The following is an 11,731-nucleotide window of genomic DNA, read 5'->3' as shown; positions in this document are numbered from 1 at the left end:
AATAAAAGCATTCATTACCATAATGGTAAACTTGTTGAATAATTCTAATTGACCGGCAAATGATACTCAATACCCCATTGCTTAACATAGTCTTCTAACGGCTGCAAGCCAACTGCTGCCCGGCGCTTGTTTACATTGGGCTCATCCTCAATAGGATCAATGGTTGCTTTGCCATTTTTATCAATGGAGATCTTGACTGCCGTAAATTTGCTTTTTGCCCTGGCGTATGGCAACCCTGTCTTCAAGTAAGGCAAGATTTGCAGAATTTGCTTTGCCTTCTGTAGCAGCTTTCCGCATCATGGGCAGATATTTTTCCTGTGTTTTTATATCGGCATGTTGTATCACTAAGAATAGGGTAAGGTTGCCCTTATCGCCAACAACATCGGCACCAAGCCAGCCATGCTTGTCTAAAATGACTGTAACTTTAGAGAGATTTACCGAATCCTTTTCACGGATAGTAGACCAAAGGTCTTTCACTTCTTTAGAATTGCGCCCATACTTTTTACCAACCGAATCTAATTTTAAACGGTACGATTGGTCGTCGTCATAAATACCGGTAAGCTCTTTTATTAAAGGTTGATTCAGTTTCTTTTCTGCTTCCTGCTCATTCAGCTTTACCTGCTTAAGCAATTTAGGCCAACGCTTGTTAATATATAAAGAGGCCAAATCGGTATCTTTAGTAATATGCTGGTAATTTCGGTAACCATCTTTATAAGCCACATATTCTAAATTAGCCAAGGCGCTGTCGGGCACGTTTGCCAAAGCCCATGAGCAGGCAGCATTATAACGGTCTGTAACTTCTCCTCTCCATTTATTACTTTTAAAAGCAGCAGAATATGCCCGGGCTGAGGCCTCGTAATCTTTAGCCTGATATAAAGAATCGGCTTTGGTAATTAATGCTTTGTAAGTTGATGGTTGCGCTTTGGCAGAGCAAGCTAACAACAATAGAAAACAGATGCATGTATATTTCATATTCAGAAAAACTGTGATAAAGCAAATTAAACAAAAAGAGGCACAAATTATTGTGCCTCCATAGTATTATCTTAAATCTGTATTCTTGATTCTGTAATCTATCCTCTCTCTTACTTTATCCCCATCTCCTTAGCCAAAAACAACCCGGTAAAGCTCTCCTTTACTTTACACAAACCTTCGGGCGTACCTTTAAATAGAATTTGGCCACCGCCCGAGCCGCCTTCAGGACCAAGGTCGATCACATGGTCTACCACCTTAATTACGTCGAGGTTGTGCTCAATAACCAGCACGGTGTTGCCTTTGTCAACCAGTTGTTGCAGTACGCCTAAGAGTACGTTAATATCTTCAAAGTGCAAACCGGTAGTAGGTTCATCAAGAATATAGAAAGTGTTGCCGGTATCTTTTTTAGATAACTCGGTTGATAGCTTTACACGTTGTGCCTCGCCCCCCGAAAGGGTTAAGGATGATTGGCCTAAAGTGATATAGCCCAAGCCCACATCGTTCAATGTTTTTACCTTGCGGTAGATGGCCGGGATGTGCTCAAAAAATGCCGTAGCATCTTCAATACTCATATCCAGTACATCGCTAATGGATTTACCGCGGTAGCGTACTTCCAAGGTTTCGCGGTTATAGCGTTTGCCGCCGCATTCTTCGCAGGGTACCTGTACATCGGGCAAAAAGTTCATTTCAATAACTTTTAAACCTGCACCCTGGCAGGTTTCGCAACGGCCACCTTTTACGTTGAACGAAAAACGGCCGGGTTTATAACCGCGTATCTTCGATTCGGGCAGTTGTACGTACAATGCACGAATATCTGAGAACACACCCGTATAAGTAGCCGGATTTGAGCGTGGAGTACGGCCAATTGGCGTTTGATCTATCTCGATAACCTTATCAATATTTTCCAGTCCCTCAATTTTATCATAAGGTAGAGGTGTTTTTTTAGCCCTGAAAAAATGATGGTTAAGGATAGGATAAAGCGTTTCGGTAATTAAACTGGATTTACCACTGCCCGATACACCGGTTATACCAATTAGTTTACCTAATGGAAACTCTACCGTTACCTTTTTAAGGTTATGGCCGGTGGCTTTCTTCAACGTAACCGATTTACCGTTACCCTTGCGGCGTTCTTTAGGTATGGCAATTTCGCGCTCGCCGTTAATGTATGATGTGGTTAGCGTATGCATAGCCATCAGCTCGGCAGGCGTGCCTTCGGCTACCACGGTACCTCCATGTACACCGGCTGCCGGGCCCATGTCAATCACATAGTCGGCCTCCAGTATCATGTCTTTATCGTGCTCAACTACCAATACCGTATTTCCTAAATCGCGCAGGTTTTTGAGGGCGGTTATCAGGCGGTCGTTATCGCGCTGGTGCAGGCCAATGCTGGGCTCATCTAAAATGTACATTACATTCATTAGCTGCGAGCCAATTTGCGTGGCCAAACGTATACGCTGCGCCTCGCCACCCGATAGGGTACGTGCGGTACGGTCGAGCGTTAAATAGCTCAATCCCACATCCAGCAAAAAGCCAATGCGTGCACGTATCTCTTTCAGTATTTCGCGGGCAATTACGTTCTGGCGCTCATTAAGGCGGTCTTCAATACCCTCAAACCACTCTTGCAGGGTACGTATATCCATGGTGGCCAACTCAAAGATATTCTTCTCATCCACCTTAAAATGCAGCGATTCCTTTTTAAGCCTTGCACCTTCACAAACCGGGCAAACCTTTAGCGTACGGAAAGATTCAAGATCGTCAGGAGCATCTTCGCTCTTACGTTCCTGCTGCTCTTCGAGCATACGCATAATACCATCAAACGTAACCTGATAACTTTGCACGTTCCATTTATTGTATTCAACGGCAACAGTAATTATTTCGGGCGAACCATTGAGGATAATATCCAGCGTTTCGCGCGGAATTTTTTCGAGAGGTACCGATAACGAGAACTCATACTTTTTAGCCAGTGCCTTTAGTACCTGGAAAACCCAGGTTTCGCGGTACTCGCCAAGCGGGGCCAGGCCTCCGTTAATAATGCTTAGCTTAGGGTTAGGAATAACCGACGATTCATCGACCACGAAGATATACCCCAGGCCACCGCACTTTTCGCAAGCACCGTAAGGCGAGTTAAACGAGAAGGTGTTAGGCTGAGGCTCATCATAGGATATTCCCGAAACCGGGTCCATTAGGTACTTACTAAAGTACGATACGTTATTGTCCTTATCGGCAATGCGAATGATGCCCTTTGCTGTTTTTAAGGCCGATTGTACTGAAGTGTATAAACGTTTGCTATCCTTCTCGCTAATTACCAACCGGTCAACCACAATATCTATATCGTGAATTTTGTAGCGGTCTAACTGCATTTTGGGCTCCACATCAACAATGGCTCCATCAACATATACTTTGAGATAACCTTGCTTGCGTATTTGCTCAAAAAGTTCGCGGTAATGCCCTTTACGCCCCTTTACTACGGGAGCCAAAATATTTACGGGCTGGCCGTCAAATTTTTCGGCAATGGTACGCATGATCTGATCTTCGCTCATGCGCTCCATTTTTTGCCCGCTTACATAGGAGTAGGCTTCGCCGGCACGGGCAAAAAGCAAACGCATAAAATCGTATATCTCGGTAATGGTACCTACGGTTGAGCGCGGGTTTTTGCTGGTGGTTTTTTGCTCAATGGCAATAACCGGACTAAGGCCCGAAACCTTATCAACATCGGGCCGTTCCATGCCGCCCATAAACTGGCGCGAGTAGGCCGAAAATGTTTCCATATACCGGCGTTGCCCCTCAGCATAAATGGTATCGAAAGCTAATGAAGATTTTCCGCTGCCGCTTAAACCGGTAATTACAACCAGCTTATTGCGCGGAAAAGAAACATCAATATTTTTGAGGTTATGTACCCGGGCTCCGTACACTTCAACTTCACTTTGTTCGCCCAGGTCAATTGTTTTTTCAGCCATAAATGTTGTTAACAAACAAGTATTTAACTTGTAAACGGCCGCTAAGTTTTTTGGCCGCGTATAATTATCTCAAAACGAGCGGCAAATATACTAAAAAGGCCTGTATGCACAATGCATACAGGCCTCATTTGCTCCGTAAATACTAAATATTTTAGTTAAATGACAATGTGTCGGCGGGGAGTACATTGGCCATCATCGGGCCATAGTTTTCCTCTACCTCTTTGTCCATAACTTCTTTCATGGCTACCAGGTTGTATACATACATACCGGTTTCGCGGTTTAATTTCATAAAGAAATAATTACCCCCGTTTTTGCGGTTAATTGCTTTTTGCATACGTGGCGAACCAGCGTTGTAAGCAGCCGCAGCCAATGTCCAGCTTCCCATTTCATTATACAAGTCTTTAATATACTTGCATGCAGCAATGGTAGCCTTGCGGTTGTTCAGGCGTTCATCTTTACCGTGGCCAACTTTTAAGCCATACTGGCGGGCGGTACCGGGCATAAACTGCCATATACCAGCTGCGCCACGCGGTGAACGTGCCTGCTTTTTAAAACCCGATTCCAATAATGGAACATATTTAAAATCTTCGGGAATGCCGTAAAACTGCAAAATGGGAACGATCATCGGGAACCATTTAGCGGCCTGAGCTTGTAGCTCTTTGGCTTGTGAGGTGTATCGGCTATGCTTCCAGATGGAGTAGCTGATCTTACGTTTTACTTTCAAATTCTTTACCGGCACATTCTCGTCGGCAAAGTTTAATTTTGGATTCTCTTCAACCTTTTTGATTTCAAAAACGTTAAATCGAACAGGACTGCTTTTCAATTCCTCTTTGTGATCAACACTGAAAACGAAGAGTCTTGAAATGATAAACAGCACACATATTACGGAGCACGTAATGAGGTGATTTTTAATCATTCAATTTTATTTAGTTCAACAATACACAGGTAGATGTGTGGGGCAAAGGTACAAAACATATCACAATATCAACTACTTATGCCAACTTAGTGTTTTGAGCACTGTGGAAAAAATCTTAAAACAATGCCTTGACGGGTATTTAAAGCGCGATTTTGTATGTGGAAATTTTTTTCGCAATTGCTCAAATTTTCGTACCTTTGCTGCCCGCTTTTAAAGCTTTAACAACAAAATATGGTATTCAAAAAACCAGGGAACAGTCGCGACGACAAGTCCAACAATTCAGCCGGCAGGCGCACCGGCGGCAGTGGCCACGAACCACGCAACAGCTCTTCACCGCGTACCCGTAATGCTAATTCAGGTTTCAAAAAGTCAGACGATAGCGCACCTAAAAAAAGGTTTGCTGCCGATGGCGATAAAAAACCGTTTACAGCAGGGCGCAAATCTTCATCGGGCGGTTTTAACGCCGATGAAAAACCCAAAAGGAACTTTGGCTCAACAGCCGGTAAAAAACCGTTTGGCGACCGCAGCAACCCTGGTGAAGGCACAAGCTCCGACCGTCCGTTTAAACGGGCAGGTGAGAGCCGTGGCAGCAGCACCAATAAACCATTCAAAAAATCATTTGGTGGTGATTTTAAAGGCAGCGACAGAAGCAGCGGATTTAAACCCCGCGAAGGCGATCAACGCGAAGGCGGCGAGAAGAAATTTAGCCGCGCAGTAGGCAGTAGCCGTACCTGGGCCGATAAACCCGCACGCGACGAAAACAACAACAAACCCTTCCGCGAACGCCGTGAGCAAGGAGGCGAAAGATCATCAGACTTCCGTAAACCGGCAGGCGAAGATCGTAGTAAACCTTTCCGCGAGCGCAAAGAGCAATCGGGCGAAAGACCATCAAATTACCGCAAACCGGCTAATGATGATTTTAACGAAGATCGCCCCAAAACGACCTTACGAGGCCGTAATAAAAAAGCAGCCGAAAGCGACGACAGCCATTTAATACGCTTAAACCGTTATATATCGAATGCTGGCATTTGCTCGCGCCGTAAGGCCGATGAGCTGATCGCAGCAGGCGTGGTATCGGTTAACGGCGAGGTTATATCTGAGTTGGGCCACAAGGTTGACCCATCAAAAGATGTGATACGCTACAACGGCGAGACCCTGAAGCGCGAGAAAATGGTATACGTGCTGTTGAACAAACCAAAGGACTATATTACCACTACCGAAGATCCTCAGGAGCGACGTACGGTAATGCACCTGGTTGACAAAGCCAGCAAAGAACGTATTTACCCCGTTGGCCGTTTAGACCGTAATACTACCGGTTTAATACTCATGACCAATGATGGCGAACTGGCCGACAAGCTTTCGCATCCGCGTAACAGCATTACAAAAATTTACCAGGTTGAGCTAAATAAGGCTTTAAGCCAAGGCGACCTGAACAAAATTGAGTATGGCTTAGAACTGGAAGACGGCTTAATTAAGCCCGACATGGTTAGTTACGTACAAGGTGGCAGCAAACGCGAGATAGGCATACAAATACACAGCGGTAAAAACCGCATTGTGCGCCGTATATTTGAGCATTTGGGTTACGAGGTTGTAAAACTCGACCGTACTATTTACGCCAACCTTACCAAAAAAGACTTACCACGCGGTCGATGGAGATTTTTGGAAGAAAAAGAAGTTATTCAGTTAAAGCATTTGGTGAAAGTTTAGTAAAAAGAAGCAAGAGACAAGAGTCAGGAATCAAGATTTTTTAATAATATATAGCCATTCTGATAAACCAGGATGGCTTTTTTGTTGAATGGCAAATTTGCAAAACCCTTTTTGGAGCATGGCGTTAAGCCTTAACAACTAATGCTATATGGCTAACCCGGTTCTTAATTTGATAATTGGATCATATACAACCAACGGTACCGAAGGTATTTATGTGTATCGTTTTAATACAGAAAACGGTGAGCTCAGTTATTTAAACCGTACAGCGGTGGGTATTGATAATCCTACCTACTTATGTGTAGCGGCCAATAACCGTTTTATTTACTCGGTAAACGAGGTTGGGGTAAATAGCACCGGGGGCATCAGTGCATTTTCGTTCGATCCTGTCGATGGCACCATTCATCTGCTTAACACACAGCCTTCAGGGCCGGGGCCATGCTATATATCGGTTGATAAAGCGCAGAAGCATGTATTTGCCGCCAATTATGAGGGTGGCAGCGTATATGCTTTCCCCATCAATACCGATGGCTCACTGGGTAAGGCTAAGCAAATCATCCAATTAAAAGGCTCAGGACCTGATAGCGGCCGGCAGGAAAAATCGCACGTGCATATTGCCATGCTATCGCCCGATGAAAATCATTTACTATATACCGACTTAGGCGACGACACCCTGCATGTTTACCGTTACAACCCCAACCACAGTAATATTTTAACGCCACTTACCCCCTCTGCTACTGCACTGCCGCCGGGCGATGGCCCAAGACATGTAGCCTTTACCCCTAACCATAAATACCTGTACCTGGTAAGCGAGATGGGCGGCAATGTTTTTGCTTACGATTATAACAACGGGCAGCCGCAACATATACAAACCATTAGCATGCTTGCCGAAGGATTTGATGGCGAGATAAGCGGCGGAGATATCCATATATCGCCCAATGGACGGTTTGTTTACGCCAGTAACCGCGGTGATGCTAATGAGATCATTGTGTTTAAGATTAACCCTCTGGACGGTAAACTTACCTTGGTGCAACGGCAAAGCAGCGGCGGCAAAGAACCCCGTAATTTTGTAATTGACCCTGCGGGTAACTATTTATTAGTAGCTAATCAAAAAGAAAACAAGGTGGTGGTTTTTACTATAGATGCAGAAACAGGAGCGTTATTGCCAACTCCTATCGCAATAGAAATTGACAGCCCAAGCTGCTTAAAGTTCACACCAATTAATTAAAGGAGTGGGTTATTATTCATATGGCAGGCATCCAAATTTTATGTAGTTATACATTGTACTCATTCTTCCAGCGCACAATTTCGTTGTTATACAAAGCCTGGTTAGCCAAATGCACACAAATAGCCGTTTTGGCACCTGTGTATACGTTAGAGTCGGGCAGCTGGCCACTGCCGATCTTCTCATAAAAATCACTAAGGGCATACCAGGTGCCATCTTTGGTTGGTTCGGGTAAAATGGAGGTACCGCCATCTTTATTCCAGGTAATTTTGGTAGCGCCGGTAACACCGTCAACCAGGGTTTTCTCAGCCGCAGCTTTTTCGGGGTAAAACACGCCCTGGTCTGTTAATAATGATACTGTGCCTTTGGTGCCTTTAATTTTAAACAAATAACCATCGCGGCTATTACCGCAGGTAGCGCCAAAATTGCCTACCATATTTTGTTCGCCATAACGCAATACTACCTGCACATTATCAAAGGTTTCGCGGCCATCCTTAAAAACGTCAATTCCGCCTGTTGCCATAAACTCCGACGGATGGGTATCAAACGCCCAGTTTATAAAATCTATCTGGTGCGACAATAACTCGGCTACCAACCCGCCCGAGTACTCTTTATACATGCGCCAATTGATCTGCCGCTCGAGCGACGGATCGGGTACAGAACGGCGCCAGTTGGCGTTGCGGTCCCACCGGCAATCAACCTGGCTTATTTTGCCCAAGTAACCTTTGGCAATCATCTCCTTAACCTTGTAGTATAATGGCGAGTAGCGGTACTGATGCCCAACCTGTACCACCTGATTGGGGTGGGCCTTTGCCAGTTTAACCAGATCAAGGGCCTGCTGCACATTAAAGGTCATGGTTTTTTCGAGATAGAGATGCTTATCGGCTTTCAGCGCATCAAGAGCGATGGGGTAGTGCATGTTAAGCGGGGTAGCAATTACTACGGCATGCACCTGTTCATCGGCCAGTAGTTGCTTATGATTTTTATACTGGCTGTAATTGTTTCCTTTGGCAAGCTTTTGTGCTTCGGCCAGGCGCATATCCAGCACATCGCATATGGCCACCACCTTAAACTTTTGCGGAAACTGGTCTATAACCCGCATAATACCTTTACCCCTGTCTCCGCAGCCAATAATACCTATATTGATGATGCGATCGGCACTTTTGGCAAACGCTCCGGCCGTATTGCCCAGCATTAGTCCCCCTGCTATTATACCTGTATTTTTAACAAATATTCTCCGTTTCATCTTTTCAGTTCGTATGCTTTAAATCCGTTGGTAGCCGTATCAGCAACGGTGCCATCGCTTTTTTTGTAAACAATGTACGCTTGCATGTTATTTTGATTGGCCAAAAAAGTAAGCGTCTTCTTCAATCCCATGGCCATAAAGCCATTATCATAACCATCGGCTGTAATGGCATCTTTGGCATAAACCGTTACGCTAATCATCCCGGTTTGTGCCGGGTACCCGGTTTTGGGGTTGATGATATGCGAAATTTGCTTACCGCCCGATTGCAGATGCTTACGGTAATTGCCCGATGTAGTAACTGCACCATCAGTAAAGCTAATTACCTTTCGTATTGGCCCGGGGGCCATATCATTACCATCAATAGCCTCAATGCCAACGGTAAATTTTTCGCCATCGGGTTTGCGGCCTTTTATACGCAGCTCTCCGCCAATTTCGGCTATGTAGCACCAAACATGATGCTTTTCTAATAACCCCGCCAGTAAATCGGCCGAATAACCTTGTGCAATACCGTTTAGGTCTATTTGCACACCGGGGTATTTTTTATGTAGAAAACTACCCTTTAGCCAAATTTTACCGGTACCCACATTTTTTAAGATGCGCTGTATGGTTTTATCATCAGGGGCCAGCTCGGGCTTATTAGCGCCAAAGCCCCAGGCATCTACCAAAGGTTTTACGGTTACATCAACCGCTCCATTAGTAGCTTTGTTAATGGCTATAGCTTTTTGCACAAGTATCCTGAACGGTTCATCAACCTCAATGCCTTTGGCCGAGCGGTTAAACCTGCAAATAAGCGAAGTTGGCAAGTATAATGATACGGATTTATCCAACCGGCTCAACAAACTATCGGTTTGTTTTTTGGTAACCACACTATCCGCCGCGTAATATATTATGCTATAAGTGGTGCCCTGGGCATAACTGTTTATTTCGAACCTTTTGAGTGTATGGAAACCATAACTTGCCATAACAGCAAACACGGCTAAACTTAGCCAGGCAAAGCTTATTATGTTTGTTGTACTCACCACTTTATTCCTAAAAACGTATTACCCAACACGCAAAACTATTTAAGCTCTTTGATTTTTATATTGCGAAAACTTACCTCGTTGCCATGGTCTTGCAACAGAATGTGGCCTTTATCGGCTTCACCAAAATCTTTCCATACTTTGTATTTACTCATTTTAACCAACTCACGAAACTCGGGCGATTTACGCTCATACTCCAGCACTTTTACACCGTTTAACCAATGCTCAACATGGTTATTAGGATATACAATTACCTTACCGGTGTTCCACTCCCCTATGGGTTTAACAGCGCTTGCTTTGTTGGATGTTTTTAAATCATAAAGTGAAGCCAAGGTACGGTTACCATCACGTCCCATTTTGGCATCGGGGTGCTTTTCATCATCTAAAACCTGGTACTCTAAACCAATAGCCGATCCACCTGTTTTTTCGCCAAGTGTTACAAAGTATTTAACACCACTGTTAGCTCCCGGAGTAAGCTTAAAATCAAAGCTCAGTTCAAAAGCGCCGTACTCACCCGTGGTTACAATATCGCCCACGTTTTGCGATTCGGCACCGTTTGATCCTTGTATGGTTAAGGTTCCATCTTTAATGATCCAGCCGTTGGCTGCAGTAGGGAAAGTGTTGCCTTTAGCGCTGCGCCAGCCGTTGCTGGTTTTACCATCAAACAACAGTTTCCAGCCTTCTTTTTTCTCTTTAGATGTAAGGGTATTAAGTTGGGCACTGGCCGTAGTGCATACAGCCAATAAGCATATTGCAAAAGTGGTTACGCTATAAAGTTTCTTTAAGTTCATGATATGTGTAATGTTTGTTATTTCTTTAAACTGTTGATGTATTTAATGCTTTGTGGCACCTGCTCAACCGAGCCACTGCTTTCATCTTCAATGTAATAATGTTTAACGCCCGCTTTACGCGCGGCCTTTAAAACAGCCGGAATATCAATTTGCCCGGTGCCTAAAACTACATCGTTATTTTGATCGGTGCCGCCTGAATTATTACCGGCTACGCCTTTTTTCAAATCTTTTAAATGCAGGGCACGGTAGCGTGTTGGGTAGGTGCTCAGTAACTTGGCCGGGTCCTGACCGGGGAAGAATGCCCAAAGGATATCCAGCTCAAAGCTCACATATTTAGGGTCGGTATTTTTTACGATGTAATCGTACAGCGTACCGCCCTCGTAAGGCTCAAACTCAAAACCGTGGTTATGGTAAATAAACTCCAGATCATATTTGTCTTTTAATATCTTCCCCACCCGACTAAATTCGGCAATGGCCATTTTGGCGTTATCTAAAGTAAATGAGCCTTTAGCATGCGGAATATTTGCTACGCGAACAAACTGAGCACCCAAAGCTTTGGCTGCGGCCGCCACCTCGTCGGTTTTACCGGTGAGGGCTTCCCAGCTCACGCCGTACGATGAGCATTTCAAACCACGTTCATCAAGCATACGCTTCAAGTCTTCGGGCTTTTGGTTAAACAAGTTCGAAAACTCAATATCGGTAATGCCGTTGGCTTTAATCATATCCAGCGTACCAGGCACATCCTTGGCAAACTGATTACGATAGGTAAACGATACGATGCCCGGCGCTTCGGGGAAGAGCAGTTTTTTATCCTGCGCTATTGCACGGTTTGGCAACCAGCCGCTTAACATGAAGCCGGTTAGCAATGCCATTTTATATAAGAGGTTTTTCATTATAGATA

At 44.6% G+C, this 11,731-nt stretch carries 10 protein-coding genes; 2 read left to right on the top strand and 8 right to left on the bottom strand.

Annotated elements, in window-relative coordinates; translation table 11 throughout:
- Positions 1 to 44: 44 nt before the first annotated feature.
- From QE417_RS17160 to QE417_RS17145, 4 genes are all read right to left on the bottom strand, one after another.
- A complete protein-coding gene (locus QE417_RS17160) occupies positions 45 to 245 on the bottom strand; it encodes a hypothetical protein (protein ID WP_311951696.1) in 201 nt (66 codons plus the stop codon).
- The gene (locus QE417_RS17155) at positions 181 to 972 is read right to left on the bottom strand and encodes a DUF6624 domain-containing protein (RefSeq protein WP_311951695.1); all 792 of its coding nucleotides are present in this window, start codon (positions 970 to 972) and stop codon (positions 181 to 183) included. The genes QE417_RS17160 and QE417_RS17155 overlap by 65 nt, the downstream gene beginning before the upstream one ends.
- A 110-nt stretch (positions 973 to 1,082) precedes the next feature.
- Positions 1,083 to 3,929, bottom strand: a complete 2,847-nt coding sequence (uvrA, locus tag QE417_RS17150; protein ID WP_311951694.1) for an excinuclease ABC subunit UvrA — start codon at positions 3,927 to 3,929, stop codon at positions 1,083 to 1,085.
- A gap of 151 nt (positions 3,930 to 4,080) precedes the next feature.
- Complete coding sequence (locus tag QE417_RS17145) at positions 4,081 to 4,845, bottom strand: lytic transglycosylase domain-containing protein (protein ID WP_311951693.1); 765 nt, start codon at positions 4,843 to 4,845, stop codon at positions 4,081 to 4,083.
- Positions 4,846 to 5,076: 231 nt separating this feature from the next.
- Here QE417_RS17145 and QE417_RS17140 point away from each other — a divergent pair, with 231 nt between their 5' ends.
- Both QE417_RS17140 and QE417_RS17135 read left to right on the top strand, forming a co-directional pair.
- A complete protein-coding gene (locus QE417_RS17140; protein WP_311951692.1) occupies positions 5,077 to 6,552 on the top strand; it encodes a pseudouridine synthase in 1,476 nt (491 codons plus the stop codon).
- A gap of 148 nt (positions 6,553 to 6,700) precedes the next feature.
- The gene (locus QE417_RS17135) at positions 6,701 to 7,777 is read left to right on the top strand and encodes a lactonase family protein (RefSeq protein WP_311951691.1); all 1,077 of its coding nucleotides are present in this window, start codon (positions 6,701 to 6,703) and stop codon (positions 7,775 to 7,777) included.
- 46 nt (positions 7,778 to 7,823) lie between these two features.
- On the opposite strand, the gene QE417_RS17130 is transcribed toward QE417_RS17135, so the two are convergent.
- Genes QE417_RS17130 through QE417_RS17115 form a run of 4 tightly spaced genes read right to left on the bottom strand, consistent with a single transcriptional unit; the run spans position 7,824 to position 11,723 of the window.
- Entirely contained in the window at positions 7,824 to 9,020 is a 1,197-nt protein-coding gene (locus tag QE417_RS17130; RefSeq protein ID WP_311951690.1) for a Gfo/Idh/MocA family protein, read from the bottom strand.
- The gene (locus tag QE417_RS17125) at positions 9,017 to 10,039 is read right to left on the bottom strand and encodes an FAD:protein FMN transferase (RefSeq protein WP_311951689.1); all 1,023 of its coding nucleotides are present in this window, start codon (positions 10,037 to 10,039) and stop codon (positions 9,017 to 9,019) included. The genes QE417_RS17130 and QE417_RS17125 overlap by 4 nt, the downstream gene beginning before the upstream one ends.
- 38 nt (positions 10,040 to 10,077) lie before the next feature.
- Positions 10,078 to 10,830: a 3-keto-disaccharide hydrolase gene (locus tag QE417_RS17120; protein ID WP_311951688.1), complete on the bottom strand. Its 753-nt coding sequence runs from the start codon at positions 10,828 to 10,830 to the stop codon at positions 10,078 to 10,080.
- Positions 10,831 to 10,847: 17 nt separating this feature from the next.
- Complete coding sequence (locus QE417_RS17115) at positions 10,848 to 11,723, bottom strand: sugar phosphate isomerase/epimerase family protein (protein ID WP_311951687.1); 876 nt, start codon at positions 11,721 to 11,723, stop codon at positions 10,848 to 10,850.
- Between the last annotated feature and the right edge of the window lie 8 nt (positions 11,724 to 11,731).

It is taken from the genome of Mucilaginibacter terrae (assembly GCF_031951985.1).
Taxonomy (GTDB): domain Bacteria; phylum Bacteroidota; class Bacteroidia; order Sphingobacteriales; family Sphingobacteriaceae; genus Mucilaginibacter; species Mucilaginibacter terrae_A.
The sequence above is the reverse complement of the archived record's forward strand: the minus strand, read 5'-3'. Positions and strand labels throughout refer to the sequence as shown.